Source organism: Nocardia carnea (assembly GCF_029868325.1).
In the GTDB taxonomy this organism is placed as follows: domain Bacteria; phylum Actinomycetota; class Actinomycetes; order Mycobacteriales; family Mycobacteriaceae; genus Nocardia; species Nocardia carnea_C.
Genome location: NZ_JARWNW010000122.1, coordinates 1 through 17,051, shown reverse-complemented (window position 1 = coordinate 17,051; position 17,051 = coordinate 1). Strand labels below are relative to the sequence as shown.

At 68.2% G+C, this 17,051-nt stretch carries 18 protein-coding genes; 5 read left to right on the top strand and 13 right to left on the bottom strand.

Annotation, left to right across the window (positions count from 1 at the left end; genetic code table 11):
* Positions 1–76: 76 nt before the first annotated feature.
* From QH196_RS08715 to QH196_RS08705, 3 genes are all read right to left on the bottom strand, one after another.
* On the bottom strand, positions 77–1,078 hold the full coding sequence (locus tag QH196_RS08715; protein ID WP_280415251.1) for a TerC family protein: 1,002 nt from the start codon (positions 1,076–1,078) through the stop codon (positions 77–79).
* 136 nt (positions 1,079–1,214) lie between these two features.
* Positions 1,215–3,833, bottom strand: a complete 2,619-nt coding sequence (locus tag QH196_RS08710; RefSeq protein WP_280415250.1) for a DNA translocase FtsK — start codon at positions 3,831–3,833, stop codon at positions 1,215–1,217.
* A 95-nt stretch (positions 3,834–3,928) separates the two neighbouring features.
* On the bottom strand, positions 3,929–4,552 hold the full coding sequence (locus QH196_RS08705; RefSeq protein WP_280415249.1) for a TIGR03085 family metal-binding protein: 624 nt from the start codon (positions 4,550–4,552) through the stop codon (positions 3,929–3,931).
* A 123-nt stretch (positions 4,553–4,675) separates the two neighbouring features.
* On the opposite strand from QH196_RS08705, the gene QH196_RS08700 reads away from it, so the two are divergent.
* Both QH196_RS08700 and QH196_RS08695 read left to right on the top strand, forming a co-directional pair.
* Complete coding sequence (locus QH196_RS08700; RefSeq protein ID WP_280415248.1) at positions 4,676–5,071, top strand: DUF4189 domain-containing protein; 396 nt, start codon at positions 4,676–4,678, stop codon at positions 5,069–5,071.
* Between the two features lie 68 nt (positions 5,072–5,139).
* Positions 5,140–5,700 (top strand): hypothetical protein, encoded by a 561-nt coding sequence (locus QH196_RS08695; RefSeq protein WP_280415247.1) that lies wholly within the window; start codon positions 5,140–5,142, stop codon positions 5,698–5,700.
* Positions 5,701–5,806: 106 nt separating this feature from the next.
* Here the strand turns inward: QH196_RS08695 and QH196_RS08690 are convergent, their stop codons facing one another.
* Both QH196_RS08690 and dapA read right to left on the bottom strand, forming a co-directional pair.
* Complete coding sequence (locus tag QH196_RS08690; RefSeq protein WP_280415246.1) at positions 5,807–7,816, bottom strand: ribonuclease J; 2,010 nt, start codon at positions 7,814–7,816, stop codon at positions 5,807–5,809.
* Positions 7,813–8,721: a 4-hydroxy-tetrahydrodipicolinate synthase gene (gene dapA / locus QH196_RS08685; RefSeq protein WP_280415245.1), complete on the bottom strand. Its 909-nt coding sequence runs from the start codon at positions 8,719–8,721 to the stop codon at positions 7,813–7,815. Before dapA ends, QH196_RS08690 begins: the two co-directional genes overlap by 4 nt.
* A gap of 148 nt (positions 8,722–8,869) precedes the next feature.
* On the opposite strand from dapA, the gene QH196_RS08680 reads away from it, so the two are divergent.
* The gene (locus QH196_RS08680) at positions 8,870–9,325 is read left to right on the top strand and encodes a hypothetical protein (RefSeq protein WP_280415244.1); all 456 of its coding nucleotides are present in this window, start codon (positions 8,870–8,872) and stop codon (positions 9,323–9,325) included.
* Here the strand turns inward: QH196_RS08680 and QH196_RS08675 are convergent, their stop codons facing one another.
* The 7 genes from QH196_RS08675 to QH196_RS08645 form a co-directional block, all read right to left on the bottom strand.
* Complete coding sequence (locus tag QH196_RS08675; protein ID WP_280415243.1) at positions 9,326–10,330, bottom strand: hypothetical protein; 1,005 nt, start codon at positions 10,328–10,330, stop codon at positions 9,326–9,328.
* A 58-nt stretch (positions 10,331–10,388) separates the two neighbouring features.
* Positions 10,389–11,705 carry an ATP-binding protein gene (locus tag QH196_RS08670; RefSeq protein ID WP_280415242.1) on the bottom strand — a complete coding sequence of 439 codons (1,317 nt, stop codon included), beginning with the start codon at positions 11,703–11,705 and terminating at the stop codon, positions 10,389–10,391.
* Positions 11,702–12,397 carry a response regulator transcription factor gene (locus tag QH196_RS08665; protein ID WP_280415241.1) on the bottom strand — a complete coding sequence of 232 codons (696 nt, stop codon included), beginning with the start codon at positions 12,395–12,397 and terminating at the stop codon, positions 11,702–11,704. The genes QH196_RS08670 and QH196_RS08665 overlap by 4 nt, the downstream gene beginning before the upstream one ends.
* Before the next feature lie 111 nt (positions 12,398–12,508).
* Complete coding sequence (locus tag QH196_RS08660; protein WP_280415240.1) at positions 12,509–12,961, bottom strand: flavodoxin family protein; 453 nt, start codon at positions 12,959–12,961, stop codon at positions 12,509–12,511.
* Positions 12,962–13,036: 75 nt separating this feature from the next.
* Positions 13,037–13,483 (bottom strand): hypothetical protein, encoded by a 447-nt coding sequence (locus QH196_RS08655; RefSeq protein ID WP_280415263.1) that lies wholly within the window; start codon positions 13,481–13,483, stop codon positions 13,037–13,039.
* A gap of 62 nt (positions 13,484–13,545) precedes the next feature.
* Positions 13,546–14,298, bottom strand: a complete 753-nt coding sequence (gene dapB / locus QH196_RS08650; RefSeq protein WP_280415239.1) for a 4-hydroxy-tetrahydrodipicolinate reductase — start codon at positions 14,296–14,298, stop codon at positions 13,546–13,548.
* A 239-nt stretch (positions 14,299–14,537) separates the two neighbouring features.
* Complete coding sequence (locus QH196_RS08645) at positions 14,538–14,705, bottom strand: hypothetical protein (RefSeq protein WP_280415238.1); 168 nt, start codon at positions 14,703–14,705, stop codon at positions 14,538–14,540.
* A gap of 25 nt (positions 14,706–14,730) precedes the next feature.
* On the opposite strand from QH196_RS08645, the gene QH196_RS08640 reads away from it, so the two are divergent.
* Positions 14,731–15,258 (top strand): CGNR zinc finger domain-containing protein, encoded by a 528-nt coding sequence (locus QH196_RS08640; RefSeq protein WP_280415237.1) that lies wholly within the window; start codon positions 14,731–14,733, stop codon positions 15,256–15,258.
* Positions 15,259–15,332: 74 nt separating this feature from the next.
* Here QH196_RS08640 and QH196_RS08635 read toward each other — a convergent pair whose 3' ends face one another.
* Positions 15,333–16,433, bottom strand: a complete 1,101-nt coding sequence (locus QH196_RS08635) for an alcohol dehydrogenase catalytic domain-containing protein (protein WP_280415236.1) — start codon at positions 16,431–16,433, stop codon at positions 15,333–15,335.
* A gap of 136 nt (positions 16,434–16,569) precedes the next feature.
* On the opposite strand from QH196_RS08635, the gene QH196_RS08630 reads away from it, so the two are divergent.
* A complete protein-coding gene (locus QH196_RS08630; RefSeq protein ID WP_280415235.1) occupies positions 16,570–16,965 on the top strand; it encodes a VOC family protein in 396 nt (131 codons plus the stop codon).
* Positions 16,966–17,051 lie beyond the last annotated feature (86 nt).

Below are 17,051 nucleotides of genomic sequence, written 5' to 3'. Positions count from 1 at the left end.
TTCGCCGGCTGACGAACACCGCGACCGGCCGGCACCGCGTACCGGCCGGTGTGGTGCGGCCGGTACGCGGTATGAACTAGTCCTTCGGTTCCGCCGGCTGCGGCCGCGCTGTGCCCCGCGTACGCAGCAAACTGGCCACCGTCGCGACCACGAGGATCCCGAGGATCACCGACAGCGACAGCCCGGTGGAGATCTCCGGCACACTCACATGCTCGCCGCCGTTGATGAACGGCAGGTTGTTCTCGTGCAGGGCGTGCAGGACCAGTTTGACGCCGATGAAGGCCAGGATCGCAGCCAGTCCGTAGGACAGGTACACGAGCCGGTCGAGCAGGCCGCCGATCAAGAAGTACAGCTGGCGCAGGCCCATCAGCGCGAACGCGTTCGCGGTGAACACGATGTAGGGCTCTTCGGTGAGGCCGTAGATCGCCGGGATGGAGTCGAGCGCGAACAGCAGATCGGCGAAACCGATGGCCAGTAACGCCAGCAGCATCGGGGTGACCACCTTACGGCCGTCGATCCGGGTGACCAGTTTGTCGCCGTCGTACTCCTCGGTGGTGGGTACCAGCCGTTTGGTCAGGGCGACGATCCGGCTGTCGCGTTTCTGTTCCTCCTCGACCTCGTGCCCGCTCTCCCGCAGCAGTTTGACCGCGGTGTAGACCAGGAACAGGCCGAACAGGTAGAACACCCAGCTGAACGCGCTGATCGCCGCGGCACCCACGGCGATGAATCCACCGCGCATCACCAATGCGATGACGATGCCGATCAGCAGCACCTTCTGCTGATACATCCGTGGCACGGCGAAGGTGGACATGATGATCAGGAATACGAACAGGTTGTCCACCGAGAGTGCTTTCTCGGTGACGAAACCGGCGTAGTACTCGCCGGAGAAGGTGCCGCCCCATTGCCAGGCGATCACACCGCCGAAGGCGAGTGCCAGGCCGATGTACACGGCCGACCAGAACGCCGATTCGCGGAAGGTCGGTTCGTGCGGGGTGCGCACGTGGGCGAAGAAGTCGAAAACGAACAGGCCGAGGATCACCACGATGGTGATCCCCCACACGAGAGCACTTACCTGCATGCGGTAGTCCGTTCAGCAGTACGAGTCATGACCACAATCATGCCCGATATGCCCGATTCAGGCGTGTTGCGGAGTGATTGCCGGTTATCCTCGCACACCCGGCGCGGCCGAGTAGCGAGGCCACCGCACGTATGCCTCATTGTTCGCCCGGTTCCGGATTCTCGTCCCCGCCACCGCGGATCGACCAGAGCAGGCCATCGAGCTCGTCCGGTTTCACCAGCACATCACGCGCCTTGGACCCCTCGCTCGGCCCCACCACACCGCGGGTCTCCATCAGATCCATCAATCGCCCCGCCTTGGCGAACCCGACCCGCAGTTTGCGCTGCAGCATCGAGGTGGACCCGAACTGGGAGGTCACCACCAGCTCCACGGCCTGCAGCAGAACATCGAGGTCGTCGCCGATATCGGGATCGACATCCTTCTTCTCCCCCGCCTTGGCGGCGGTGACGCCCTCGGTGTACTCCGGCTCGGCCTGATTCTTGGTGAACTCGACGACGCCCTGGATTTCCTCATCGCTGATGAAGGCACCCTGCAGGCGGGTCGGTTTCCCGGCGCCCATCGGCAGGAACAGCCCGTCACCCATGCCGATGAGTTTCTCGGCGCCGGGCTGGTCGAGAATGACCCGCGAATCGGTGAGCGAGGAGGTCGCGAAGGCGAGCCGCGAGGGCACATTGGTCTTGATGAGGCCGGTCACCACGTCTACCGACGGACGCTGGGTGGCGAGAACGAGGTGGATACCCGCGGCCCGGGCCTTCTGGGTGATGCGCACGATGGCGTCCTCGACATCGCGCGGCGCAGTCATCATGAGATCGGCGAGTTCGTCGACGATGGCCAGAATGTACGGGTAGGGCCGGTAAACGCGTTCGCTGCCCAGCGGTGTGGTGATGGCGCCGGATTTCACCTTCCGGTTGAAATCGTCGATATGGCGGACCTTGCTGGCCTGCATATCCTGATAGCGCTGTTCCATCTCCTCCACCAGCCAGGCCAGCGCCGCGGCGGCCTTCTTCGGCTGGGTGATGATGGGGGTGATCAGATGCGGGATACCCTCGTATGGGGTGAGCTCCACCATCTTCGGGTCGATCAGGATCATCCGGACCTCGTCCGGGGTGGCCCGCTGCAGCAGCGATACCAGCATCGAATTGACGAAACTGGACTTACCGGAACCGGTGGAGCCGGCTACCAGCAGATGCGGCATCTTGGCCAGATTCGCCGCCAGGAACTCGCCCTCGATATTCTTGCCCAGGCCGATCACCAGTGGATGGTGGTCGTTGCGGGTGGACGGCGCCTTCAGCACATCGGCCAGGCGCACCAGTTCCCGGTCGGCATTGGGCACCTCGATACCGACGGCGGATTTCCCCGGGATCGGGGCGAGCAGGCGCACGTTCTCGGTGGCCACGGCGTAGGCGATATTGCGGGTCAGCGCGGTGATCTTCTCGACCTTCACGCCCGGTCCCAGCTCGACCTCGTACCGGGTGACAGTCGGCCCGCGAACGAACCCGGTCACTGCCGCGTCGATCTTGAACTGCACCAGCACCTCGGTGATCGCCTCGATCATCGATTCGTTGGCGGCGCTGCGGCGGCGCGGTGGGTCTCCGTCGACCAGCAGATTCATCGGCGGCAGGGTGTAATCGCCCTCGGCGACCCGGTCGGTGACGAATTCCGGCTCCGGCTCCGGCGGCGGGGTCTGGTCGACGGGTGCCGCCGCAACGGGTTTGCGCTTCTTACGCCCGGCCGGTTTCTCCTCCCCGGCCGCGGCGATCGGTTTGGCATCGCGCAGCGGCGGTTCGGCGACGCCGTCCGGACCGACCGGCGGCCCGGTGAACTCGTCGGCCGGATAGTTGTCGGCCGGGGCACGTCCTCGGCGGCGGGACCGCCCGGCCGGTTCGGCCGGCTCGTATTCGTCGATCGGGTCGTATCCGTCGCGATAGTCGTCCTCGTAGCCGGGGGCACCGAAGAATTCCCGCAACCGCTGCGGTGCTTCACGCACCGTCGTCCCGGTGACCAGTAGCAGGCCGAACACCATGGCCAGCAACAGAATCGGCACCGCGAGCCAGGCCGTGAGGCCATCGGTGAGCGGGCCGCCGATGACGAAACCGGCGAAACCGGCGGCCTCGGCACGCCCCGCCGCGTCGGCCGGCCCGCCGTCGGCGATATGCCAGAGCCCGAGGAACGGCAACCCGATCAGCAACCCGCCCAGCACCAGGCGAGGGCGGATCTCCGGTCGTGGTTCGGTGCGCATGAGTACGACGGCGATACCGGCGGCCACGAACGGTAGTACCGAGGAGGCCGAGCCGGTCACCGCGCGGATGAGTCCCTCGACCCAGCGTCCGATCGGACCACCGGCCGACAGCCAGACGGCCGCGGCGATCACGGCGCTCAGGGCGATCAGCCCCAGCGCGGCCCCGTCGCGGCGGTGCCCGTGCTCGATCTCGCCGGCGCGGCTGATCGCGCGCGTGGTGGCGCCGACCCCGCGGGCCGCCATGGTCCATCCGCCGCTCACCAACCGGGTGAATACGGCCAGCGGAGCGGTATCCGAACGCCGCGGTGGGGCGGGACGGCGTGTGGTGCGCCGGGCGCGGGTGGCCGGCGCCTTGCGCGCGCCGCCCTGCTGCGCGGTTTTCCGCGCCGGGCCCTGGGCCCGTGTGGCGCCGTCCGATCGACGCGTGCCCGAACGAGAACGGGCCGCGGTGGTCCGCCCCCGAGCCGATCCCGCCCGCGCACCCGGTGTGGTTGTGCCGCGGGACTTACCTGCCATGGGCTCAGGCTAGCCGCAACAACCCCATCCGGACCATCCGCAACACTGGTACCGGCCTCGCGACGGTGGTGATTCCCGCCGCCCACCGATACGGATCAGATCGAACGGTCCAGCTGGAGTACTTGCCGGACGGCCTCCGGTTCTCCGGCCGATTCGATCCGGACCTCTTCCCGCCCGAATGCGTGCAGCAGCAGTTCGGCGGGCGTACCGGACAGAGTCACCACGGGGCCGGGCTTGTCCACGACCCGGGCCCGATCTCCCGCCGGGGTCGAGAGTTCCACCGGTACCGGGGATTTTCGGTAGGCCATCTTGCCCATCCGCCGCAGCACCGACCACAGCCGCTGCTGATCCTGTTCGGGCAGCTCCCGCGGCTCCCAGCCGGGCTGTGCCCGCCGGACATCCTCGTGGTGGACGAACATTTCGCTGAGGTTGGCGATCGCGTCCACCGGACGCAACGGCGACCACCACGGCGGACCGGTGCGGACCTTGTCGAGCAACTCCGGGAACGGACGCTGCGCCGCCTCGTCCTGCCGCCGCTGCAGATAACCGGCGAAGGGCCGCAACATGATCCCCGGCGCGGCATCCGGGCGGCGTTCCCGGACAACCAGATGCGCCGCCAAGTCGCGCACCGTCCAGTCTCCGCATAAAGTCGGCGCGTCCGGCCCGGCCTCGTCCATCGTTTCGACCATTGCACGGCGTTCACGCTGAGCGAAGTTCACACGATGAATCTAGCCGAGACCCAGCCATCGGGGAGGGGATGAGAACCGATCCGGTTGCTACGCAGCAGAGATGCTCTGTACTTTGTCATTCGGTCCATAGGGTCGTGGACCGATACACACAGAATGGGAACACCATTGAAGAAGATTCTCACCGTTGCCGCCGTTCTGGTGGCGACCGTCGGTTCTATGTTCGCCGCTTCCGTGGCACCCGCGCACGCGCAGTACAGCAGTAACTACGGCGCCATCGCGGTTTCGCTGTCCACCGGTAACTACGGATGGTCCTACGACTACGACAGCTACTCCGAAGCCGAAGCGGCCGCCGAGGACCGGTGCGGCGCCGCCGATTGCGTCGCCAAGATCTCCTGGCGCAACGGTTGCGGTGCACTCGCAGTGTCGGACAACTGGCTGAGCTACGGATCCGGTTCGACCCGGTCCGCGGCGCGGTCCGAGGCGCTGGCCAACAACCCGGGCAACGCCTACATCGAGCACTGGAACTGCACTTCCGGCTACGACCTGTGAGTTCGTACCGACCACCTTTTCCGGCCGGCGCCGAATTCGCCGATCACCTGCGTAGGGGAAACAGAACTGTGAAAATCCGTCCATTCCGGGTCGTGGCCGCCGTAACGATGGCCGCCGCCGCCCTCACCTTCACCGCCTGCTCGTCCACCGAGGAATCCTCGACCGACGCGGCTGCCACCAGTACCGAAGCCGCCGCCGAGTTCGAATCGGGTAAAACCCAGGACGGACGTGAGGAGGGCAAGGCACCGACCACCACGGCGGCTCCGAACCTGCCCAAGCCCACGGTCGAGGAACTCAACGACAAGCTCACCCGGGCGCTCGACGGTGCGGTGAGTGAAGACGAGAAGCTGGCCTTCATCGAGGATGCCGAACAGGATCCGCAGCTGGTCGACAAGCTCGTCGAGGCGGCGAAGAAGAACGAAGTAACGGTGAAGATCACCAATGTCGGGGAGCCGGCCGAGGGCAAGGTGAAGGCGGATGCCGAGGTCACCATCGCCGGCAGCCCGGTCGAGAACGCTTCGGTCGATTTCGTCGCCGAGGGCGATCAGTGGAAGATCGCGCATGATTTCGCGTGCAATATCGTGAAGTCCGCGGAGCTCGATTCGGCGGCCTGCCAGCCCGAAGCCTGATCCGCACGACCGGTACCGGACAAAGGAAAACCGCCGGAGGGCACTGCCCACCGGCGGTTTTCCGCGCTTGTACCCACCGGACGTTCCGCGTGCCGGTGGGCCGGTCTCAGACGCCGAGTACGGTCGGCACGATCATCGGACGGCGACGGTAGGTATCGGCAACCCAGCGCCCCACGACGCGGCGCACACTCTGCGCGATGCGATGGGTGTCGGTGACGCCCTCACCGGCAAGACGCAGGAGTTCGGCCTCCACCAGTTCGGCGGCTTCGGCCAGCGCGCTGGGATCATCGGAGAAACCGCGGCCGCTCACCTCGGGCGTGCTCACCGCCTTACCCGTGGTCGCATCGACGGCGACGGTGATGGCGATGAATCCGCCCTCACCGAGGACCAGCCGATCCGACAGGGTCGACTCGCCGACATCGCCCACCGACAGGCCGTCGACATAGACATGCCCCACCGGCACCCGGCCGACGATGGAGGCGATCCCGTCGACCAGATCCACGACCACGCCGTCCTCGGCGAGCACCACCCGCTCCTCGGGGACTCCCGTGGCGACCGCGAGTGCGGCGTTGGCGCGCAGATGCCGCCATTCTCCGTGCACCGGCATGGCGTTGGTCGGGCGTACGGCGTTGTACAGGTACAGCAGTTCCCCGGCCGAAGCATGCCCGGAGACATGCACTTTCGCGTTCTGCTGGGTGATCACCGTCGCGCCGAGCCGGGCCAGCCCGTTGACCACGGTGAACACCGAGTTCTCGTTACCCGGGATCAGCGAGGACGCCAGCACCACCAGATCGTCGGCGCGGATATGGATCTGGCGGTGATCACCGCGTGCCATCCGCGACAGCGCAGAGAGCGGTTCGCCCTGGGAGCCGGTGGAGATGAGGACCAATTTGCCGGGCGGCAGGGTGGCGGCCTGGTCGAGATCGACGACCAGACCGTCGGGCACCGTGAGGTAGCCGAGGTCCTGCGCGATCTGCATATTGCGCACCATCGACCGGCCGACGAAACAGATACGGCGGCCGTATTTCTGGGCCACGTCCACGACCTGCTGGATCCGGTGCACATGACTGGCGAAGGACGCCACGATAACCCGGCTGCGCGCCTTGCCGATCACGGTGTCCAGGACGCCGCCGATCTCCCGTTCGGGTGTGACGAATCCGGGGACTTCGGCATTGGTGGAATCGACGAGGAACAGATCCACGCCCTCGTCGCCGAGGCGGGAGAATCCCGCGAGATCGGTCAGCCGGCCGTCGAGCGGAAGCTGGTCGAGTTTGATGTCGCCGGTGTGCAGGATCGTCCCGGCGGGGGTCCGGATCGCCACCGCCAGTGCATCCGGGATGGAATGGTTGACCGCGAAGTACTCGCAATCGAACGGCCCGTGTTCGCTGCGTTCTCCCTCGGTGACCTCGACGAGCCGCGGATGCAACCGGTGTTCCCGGCATTTCGCGGCGACCAGGGCGAGGGTGAACTTCGAACCCACCACCGGGATATCGGGCCGCAGGCGCAGCAGAAACGGTATGGCGCCGATATGGTCCTCGTGCCCGTGGGTGAGCACCACCGCGGCCACATCGTCCATCCGGTCCTCGATCGGCCGGAAATCGGGCAGGATGAGGTCCACGCCGGGCTGCTGATCCTCGGGGAACAGCACACCGCAGTCGACGATGAGCAGTGTGCCGCCGTATTCGAAAACAGTCATATTGCGGCCGATTTCGCCGATACCGCCGAGCGCGAATACTCGCAGCCCATTACGCGGCAGCTTCGGCGGCAGCGGGAGCCGGTCCTGCGCGGCGGTTTCCGGGGGCACCGCGGGAACGGAACGGGCGGAATCACCGCGGCCCCGCCCGGATTGGCGTCCTTTGCCCCGGCGCGGTTTGTCCCGGGCGGAACGAGGCTCCGGTGTCGTTTCCGGGCGTGCCGCCGGGGTTTCCGGTGCCCGCGCAGCCGTCTCGGGTTCCCGTGCGGCCGGAGCCGCGGGTTCGGCGGCGGCCGGTGGTGCCGCGGGTTCCGCCGGCTGTGGAGCGCGGGCGGGTTCGGGCTGCGGGGCCGGCGCGGGCGTCGCGGGACCGGCGCTGCGGCGGGCGGTGCGCCGGGGACGGCGCGGGGCGGGGTCGGTCATTCGAGCACCCCGGCGGCACGCAGGTCCGCGGCCAGATCCTCGAGCTGTTCGGGGCTCGGCATGATCTGTGGCAGCCGAGGTTCGCCGACGTCGACGCCGAGCAATCGGAGCCCACCTTTCGTCATAGCCACTCCCCCGAGCCGCGCCATTGCGGCATTGAGCCAGAGCAGGCTGGTGTTGATATCGCGGGCACGCACCACATCACCGGCGGCGAACGCGTCCACCATCTCCCGCAGCCGTTCCGGAACCAGATGGCCGATAACGCTGATGAAGCCGACCGCCCCCATCGCCAGCCACGGCAGATTCAACATATCGTCGCCCGAGTAGAAGGCGAGATCGGTTTCGGCGATGAGCGCAGCACCGGCGTTCAGATCGCCCTTGGCGTCCTTGACCGCGACGATCCGGGGATGTTCGGCGAGCCGACGAATCGTATCCGAGGCGATCGGTACCACCGATCTGGGCGGAATGTCGTAGAGGGTCACCGGGAGATCGGTGGCATCGGCGACGGCGGTGAAATGTGCGAACAGACCCTCCTGGGTCGGCCGCGAATAGTAGGGGGTCACGACCAGCAGGCCGTGTGCGCCCGCGCGCTGGGCATTGCGGGCGAGTTCGATCGAATGCGCGGTGTCGTAGGTTCCGGCACCGGCGATAACGGTGGCCCGGTTACCGACCGCATCCACCACCGCCCGCAGCAGGTCCGCCTTCTCCGATTCGGTGGTGGTCGGCGATTCGCCGGTGGTACCGGAGATCGCGAGCAGGTCGACACCCCGCTCGACCAGACGGTGCGCAAGGGTGACGCCGGTGTCTATGTCGAGCTTGCCCTCGGCGCTGAAGGGGGTCACCATCGCGACACCTACCGTGCCGGACGCGCTCAACACCGGAGGCATCGATTCACCGTTCGTCATGGTCAGAAAGGCTACCCGGTCACCGGGCAGCCCTCGACACCCTCGTCGGTGTTCTGGGCCGCCGGAGCAGGTGGTGACATCACTCCGGCATCTCCGTGGCGTCTATCAGGGACTTGTATGGCATCAGGAATGGCGTCACACTGATGTCATGGATCTGACCCGATACACCGCCCGGATTCGCGACGACCTGATCGCCGCGGCCGCCCTCGGCGACGAGAAAACGCAGGCCACGGCCGAGGCGCTCGCCAAAGCGGTGGAGAACTCGGCCCGGCTGGCCCTGCTCGCCGCGCTGACCGAACTCGCCGATACCGTCTCGACCGAGCTGAGTGACCGCACCGTCCGTGTTTCGCTGCACGACGACGAAGCCACGATCGAGGTGGGTCGCGCCCCGGCCGGGGACAACCCCAGCTTCGAGGAAATGACCGGCGATATCAGCCGGGTGACCCTGCGGCTGGTCGAACAGGTGAAATCCCGGGCCGAAGAGGCCGCCGCGCAGAGCGGGCAATCCCTGAACTCCTGGATGGCCGGTGTGGTCTCCGGCGCGTTGCGCGATCAGATGCGGGGCGGCTACGGCACCGGTAAACGCGACGACACCGCGCCTTGATCAGGTCGAGACCAGGATCTCGCCGGTACTGCCGATCTCGGTACGCCGGTCGCCGCCGGGGGCGCTCGCCAGGATGGTCGCCAGATTTCGCCGCCCGGCCGGGAGTACCCGGATGGTGACCGACCCGGCATTGGCGGCATCGAGTTCGCGTACGGCGAGCTCGAGCACCCGCGCGCGCAGTGCCGCCGCGGCGCCGGTGAACCCGCCGTCGTCGAGCAGCAGCACCTCCACCCCGCGCGACCGCGCACCACGTGCCGCGGCATTGAGCTGATCGGTGACCAGTTGCGGCGCCCGCAGGCCGTCGCGTAGTTCGGCCTCCAGCAGGCGGCACACCTCCCGATCGGCCGGTGTCAGTTCGACACCGCGGGCGATCCGCTCCAGCATCGGCCTGGCCAGCTCGTCCAACCGGCTCAGCTGGCGGATCCGTTCGGAATGCTCGGCCGCCATGGTCGCCTCGGCCGCCGCCCGCATAGCGACATCATCGTGCAGGAGTCGCAGCGAACGCTGGGTGGGCCGCAGGATCAGCGCACACACCGTGGCCCCGGCCAGGCAGGCCAGCGCGAGGATCGATATGAACAGGGACCCGACCGAAATATCCAGCACGATATCCACGAAGCCGACCGCTACCGCCACTGCCGCGGCCCCGACCCAGGCCGCGGCGATCCGGCCGCGCACCGCCAGCACCGCCAGCACGTAGGACGCGGCGAAGGCCGCCCATGGCTGGCGCACGGCGCCCTCGGCGAAATTGAGATGCGTCGCCAGCACCGCCACCGGCCCCGCCGCGATCACCGCGGCAGTGGCCGGCCACGGCAGCGGGTCGCCGGGCAGCAGTACCAGGATCGCCCCGGCACCGAGCATCGCGGCGATCGCGACGACGAACTGCGCGACCGGGACATCGTTCAACGCCGGGGTCATATACAGCGTGATGGTCGCCGCCAGACCCACCCGGAACACCCAGCCGGACCGGCCGCGCATACCCAGCAGGGAGCGTAGTTCGAAATCCACGTCTCGCTCACCGATGCCCGCCCGTCCGGGAACCCCCGTGTGCGGCCCGTCGTATGCGCTACTTTTCCCGATCATCGTCGACGCTTCCCGCATTACCCCACATCAAGGTGACTGTTGTCCCCTGTCCCGGTTCCGATTCCACAAAGCCGGCGCCACCGGGCAGCTGCCGCATCCGGCCCAGAATGCTCGCCGAGATGCCGAGCCGATCGGCGGGCACCGACGACCGGTCGAAACCCGCACCGTCATCCTGGAACACCACCAGCAGCCCGCCCGCACCGACAGTCGCGGTCACCTCGCGGCGTACCCGGCGGCCGGGAACCCCGGCGTGCCGCAGACTGTTGCGCACCGCCTCGGCCAGTGCCGCGGCCAGCGGACCGGCCGCGGACAACGGCATCCGCAGCTCACTGTCGTTACCGCCGCGATGCACGGTGAACTCGATACCGGCATTGACCTCGTGCACCGAGGCGCGCAGGAAACCGACGGCAGAGCTCGCGTCCAGCAACCCGGTATCGGCACCGGAGAACCGGGTGGCGTCGAGCTGGTCGAGGGTGCGGCGCGCCTGCTGCCGCAGCACCGCGGATGTGCCGCCGGCACCGGAGCGGGAGGCATCCAGCAGCGTGGACAACACCGCATCGTGGATCAGCACGGCGAAGCGTGCCCGTTCCCGCTCCCTGGCCGCCGTCCCCGCGACCGCCGCCGCGCGGTCGCCGGCGATCACCGATTCGCGGTCCACCCGCGCACCGGCCGCGCGCGCATGCACCACACACCACAGGAACAGCAGGCACAACCCGGCATTGCGCGTGACGTTCTCCACGACGGACAGCACCGTCGTGTCGTCGAACATCACATACAGCGCGACGCCCGGCGTCGCCGCGGTGACCACGAGGTAGCCGACCGACAGCCACGGCCGCCAGGCCACCGCCGCCGCCAGCACACCGATCATGACCAGACGATGCGCCCAGATCAGTCCCGGCGCTTCCGCGATCTCGTAGTAATAGGGCATCACCAGCGCCATCCCGGCGAGATAGCCCAGCGCGGCGGCGCCGGCCACCACCCGCACCAGCCGTGCCCCCGCGATCAGCGAAACCACCGCGAGTACCGGCAGCATGCCGAAGGCGACCGCGAAGGTGATCACGGTCCAGGCCAACGGGACCGGGCGATGCTGCACGATGATCTCGGGCAACTCGAGGACCGCGGCGATCGTGCCGACCAGCCCGATCACCAGGCCGAACCGCCGGACCACCCGGTCGGCGGCCAGTTCGGGAGCGGCATTACGCGAACGGATCAGCGCTGTCGTTACCGACCACAGGTCCCGCGGCCGCTGCAGCCACCACGCCGGGCGCCGCGGCGCCTCGACGGAGGAGGCCGCGCTCATGACCGGCGATGTTCGGGAACCGGCAACCAGCCGTCCTCGACCGCCCGCTTGTATAGGTCCGTCTTGGTGGGCGCAGGCCGGCCCGCGTCGGCATACTTCTGCCGGATCCGGCCCAGATAGTCGTTCACGGTCTGTTCGGAGAGCCCGGTCAGGCGCGCCACCCGCGAGGCCTTCTCCCCCGACGCGTAGAGCGTGAGTACCTCTTCCTGACGCGGACTCAATCCGACGCTGGACAACTGTGGATCGCCGTCGATGGCGGCGGCCCAATCGGTGGTCACCACCTGCTCTCCGGACGCGGCGCGGCGGACCGCGCCGACCACGGTCGCCACATCCTCGGATTTCCGGACCACACCCAGCACTCCCGCGCGGGCGGCCGAACGCACCAGATACGGATTGTCGGCGCCGGTGAAGACCAGCACCTCGACGCCGTGCTCACGCAGGGTCGCCACATTGTCCTCGGGCGTGGAATCATCGGCGAGCCGCAGATCCAGCACCACCAGGTCCAGCGCCGGCACACCCTCGATCCGGCAGGCCGGTTCGGCCAGCAATCCGGCCACCGTGCCCGCGGTCACCACCAATTCCAGGTCCGGCTCGGGTTCGAGCATCGCCACCAGGCCGATCGCCACCGATTCGTGGTCCTCGACCAGACCGATCCGGCGCGGCCCGCTCCGGTCTCCGACGCTGTCCGTCACTACACAACTCCCATCAGGCACACCCCCGTCCAGAGCAGTATGGCGTTGTGCGCGCGCCGAGGTCAGCCCCCGATTTCAGGGGAACCGCCGGTCCGGTGCGGCCGAATCGGCCTATTCCATCAGCTGTGCCGCCACCGTCGCGCCGAGTTCCCAGCATGTTTCGAGGTCGTCCTTGCCCGGCTTACCCGACACCACCACGTAGTCGGCGGCCTTCGCCCATCCCAGACCGGTCGTGATGGAGGTGACGCCGCGCTCGGCTCCCTCGGTGCCCTCGTTACCGTGCAGGTAGAGCCCGAACGGCCGGCCCCGGGTCGAATCGAGGCAGGGGTAGTAGATGACATCGAAGGCGTGTTTGAGAGCGCCGCTCATGTATCCGAGGTTGGCCGGGGTGCCGAGCAGGTACCCGTCCGCCGCCAGCACATCCGCCGGCGATACGGCCAGCGCCGCCCGGCGCACCACCTCCACCCCTTCGATTTCCGGATCGGTCGCCCCCGAGACCACGGCCTCGAACATCGCCTGCATGAACGGCGACGGTGTGTGATGGATGATCAGCAACGTCGGCACACCGGCGAGCCTAGCCGGGGTGCCCGGCCCCGGCGGGTACCTCCCCTGCGGGCGAGGCGGTGGTCCGCCGAGCCGCTATCGGCTACCCGAGTCTCGTTCGTGCCGTTCCAGTTCCACCGCGCGGCGCATGGTGCTGCGCGCCCGGGCCCGATCCCCGGCGTAGTCGTAGGCGCGGGCCAGTCGGTAGGAGACCCGCCAATTGTCGGGGTCGGCTTCCCATTCCTGTTTCACCGTCAGGAACAACTCGTCCGCGGCCGCCCGTTCGATCCGCCCGGAGGGACGGCGTGGGAGATCGTCGATCTCCAATTCCAGCCCCTCGTCGTGGATGCGGCGCGCCAGCCGCTGATGATCCAGCGCCGACCGGATAGTGGACACGACCATCCACACGCCGAGCAGCGGCAGGATGAGAACCCCGATTCCCAGGCCGATGGCGGCGATATCCCCGGAGGTCAGCAGTTCCACGGCGATCCGGCCCAGCCACAGGAAGTAGATGATCAGCGCCACGACCAGGAAGGCCACCATGGCGACAACCTTCAGCACCGCGCGGTCCGGGCCGGAATCGGCGGTCCCGCCGCCGGTCTCGCTCACAGGTCGAGGAACGGATCGAGCCCGACGGTGAGGCCGGGCCGCCCGCCTATCTGCCGGACCCCCAGCAATACGCCCGGCGCGAACGACGAGCGGTCGAGGGAATCGTGCCGGATGGTCAGCGTCTCCCCCTGGGTGCCGAACAGCACCTCCTGGTGGGCGACGAGCCCGGCCAGCCGCACCGAATGCACCCGCACCCCGTCGACCTCGGCGCCCCGCGCACCGTCGAGTTCGGTGGTCGTGGCATCCGGAACGGGTGCGGCACCGGCTTTCTTACGGGCTTCGGCGATGATCCCCGCGGTCCGGTAGGCGGTACCGGACGGGGCATCGGCCTTGTTCGGGTGATGCAGTTCGATCACCTCGACCGATTCGAAGAACCGCGCCGCCTGTTCGGCGAACCGCATCGACAGCACCGCGCCGATCGCGAAGTTCGGGGCGATCAGTACGCCCACTTCGGGCCGGCCGGACAACCAGCCGCGCACCTCGTCGAGCCGGGCACTGTCGAATCCGGTGGTGCCGACGACGGCGTGGATACCGTTGTCCACCAGGAAGCGCAGATTGCCCATCACCACGTCGGGATGAGTGAAATCCACCACGACCTGGGTGCCGGTCTCGGTGAACCGCGTCAGTGGATCGTCCTTGTCCACGGTGGCGACCAGTTCGAGATCGCCGGCCGCCTCGACGGCGGCGCAGATGGCCTGACCGACCTTGCCCTGCGCCCCCAGAACACCCACCCGAATCGGTGCCGTCACCTCACCACTCCTACCTGATCGTCGGATCCACCGAGTCTATGGCGCGCCCCCGGTCGCGATACCGGCCCCCTCGGCATTCTCGCCGTGCGACGCGAGACAGCGAAGTCCCCGAGCCGGATTCGCCGCCCACCGGCACTCCCGCGGACCCACCTCGGCGATCAGCGCCGCGGACGTGGTCGCTGTGGGCTCCGGCTGCCGGTCGACCCCGGCCCTGGACGGACAGGCAGGTCCCACGCGCGTCAACTGGCCGGTACCACGGCGAAATCGCTGTTTCCGGGTGCGGCCGTGACCGTATCTGCCTCGCTGACCAGCCATTGCCCGCACACACAACGCCAATAGCGCACCGCGCCGTGCTCGGACAGCAGAGTGGGCGCGGGCCAGCCGCAGGCGTAGCAGGTGATCGTCATACCGCCAGCCTGATGTAATGGTTCTATGCATTTCAACCCTTACGGTGGCGCGGCGGCCGAACTCGCCGTCCGGCTGGTCAACGCAGACCCCACCGCTGACCTCGCGCTACTGCTGGCCGAAGCCGGTTACCGGCCGATCGGCGCGGTGAGCCCGCGGCAGGCCGCCGCCCTGCGCCGGTGGACCCGCCGTCTCGGCGAGGTCTTCCGCACACCCGGTGTCGACCTGCTCAATGCGCTGCTGGCCGAAACCACGAGCCGCCCCTACATCTCCACACATGACGGGCGCGCACCGCATCTGCACTACGCCGCCGAGGATGCCCCGATCGATGAACGGGTGAAGGCATATACGGCCGCCGGGCTGGCCGAACTGTTCTGCGCGGCGCCCGACCGGATCGGCCGGTGCGCACGGGACGAATGCGTGCGGGTCTTCGTCGATACCTCGAGAAACGGGCGGCGGCGGTTCTGCTCCGACCGCTGCGCCAATCGGGTGAACGTCGCCCGGCACCGGGCGCGGACCGCGCCCCGGTCAACGGCACCGCAGGCAGGGAACTGATTGCCGCGCGCGACGACGGCCCGCACCGTTGCCCGGCGCCGGTGTCGAATATCGGCCTCGCGATCGGCCCGGCGTCAGAAGACGATCACCTGACGCAGGGCGTGCCCGGCGGCCAGTTCGTCCATCGCCCGGTTGATCTCCTGCAGCCCGATCCGGGCGGAGATCAGTTTCTCCACCGGCAACCGGCCCGCCCGCCACATGCGGACGTACTCGGGGATATCTCGGGAGGGGACCGCCGACCCCAAGTAGCTGCCGACGATCGAGCGTCCCTGCGCCACCAGTCCCAGCGGCGAAATACTGGCTCGGGCTTCGGGCGACGGCAGGCCCACCGTCACGGTGGTACCCCCCGGCGCCGTCGCGGCGACCGCGCTCTCGAAGGCCCGGGCCGAGCCGACCGCCTCGACCACCACTTCGGCCCGGATCTCCCGGTCGGCGACCTCGGCCGGCGTATGGGCACCGGTGGCACCGAAATCGCGGGCCAGTGCCAGTTTCTCCGGGACGGTATCGACGGCGATCACCTCGCGGACCCCGAGCGAAACCGCCACCAGTACCGCCGCCATTCCGACACCGCCGAGGCCGACCACCATCACGCGGTCGGAGACGGCCGGTTTCGCCGAGTTCAGCAGTGCCCCACCGCCGGTGAGAACGGCGCAGCCCAGGACGGCCGCGACCTCCGGCGGCACGTCGTCATCGACCGGAACCACCGAGCGGCGGTCCACCACCGCATAGGTGGCGAATCCGGAGACTCCCAGGTGGTGATGGACTTCGGTGCCGTCGCGGTGCAACCGGCGGCCGCCGGACAGGAGTTCACCGGCATTGTTGGCCGCGCTGCCGGGTACGCATGGGGTCCGGCCGTTCGAGGCACAGCCGGCGCATTCACCGCAACGCGGCAGAAACGTCATCACCACTCGCTGCCCGACGGGCAGCCCGGCGTCCAGACCGGCGGCCTCGACCCTTCCCGCGGCCTCGTGCCCCAGCAGCATGGGCACCGGCCGGACCCGGTTGCCGTCGACGACGGAGAGGTCCGAATGGCAGATTCCGGCCGCTTCGATCCGCACCAGCAATTCACCGGGACCCGGTTCGGCGAGCTCGAGTTCGCCGACGGTGATCGGTTCCGATTCGGCGTACGGTCCGGGTGCGCCGATACGTTCCAGGACTGCCCCACGAATTCTCATGAGACCACGGTAAGCCGCGGCGGGGGTTTGCTCATGATCCGAGCCGGACTATCCTGATTCGCCGTGACGGTGCTCCCGTTGGCCGCCTTGTACCGAGCCCGGGGTCGGGATCGTCACGATCCGAGGAGATTTTCCTTTGACCGTTCAGTTCAACCACACCATCGTCGGTTGCCGTGACAACCGCGTATCGGCCGAATTCTGGGCCGATATCCTGGGGCTGGAGCCGGGCCCCGAATGGGGCCCGTTCATTCCCCTGCCCACTGCGAACGGCGTGACGTTCGATTTCGCGAACGTTCCGCCGCATATCACCGAGATCCAGGGCCAGCACTACGCATTCCTGATCTCGGAATCCGAATTCGATACCGCCTACGCCAAGATCCGGCGCTACGGTCTCGAGCACTGGGCCGATCCGCATCAGCATGCGCCCGGCGAGATCAACCACAACGACGGCGGACGCGGCGTGTACTTCCTGGATCCCAGCGGGCACTACCTGGAGTTGATCACCGTCCCGTACGGGGGTTGGCCGGAGTAACGCTCTCGGGTACCGGGGTCCATATGGCAACCGGCCCCGAATGAGGGCCCCGCCCGCGCGGCCCCCCCCCGCCCCCTTGCGAGTTA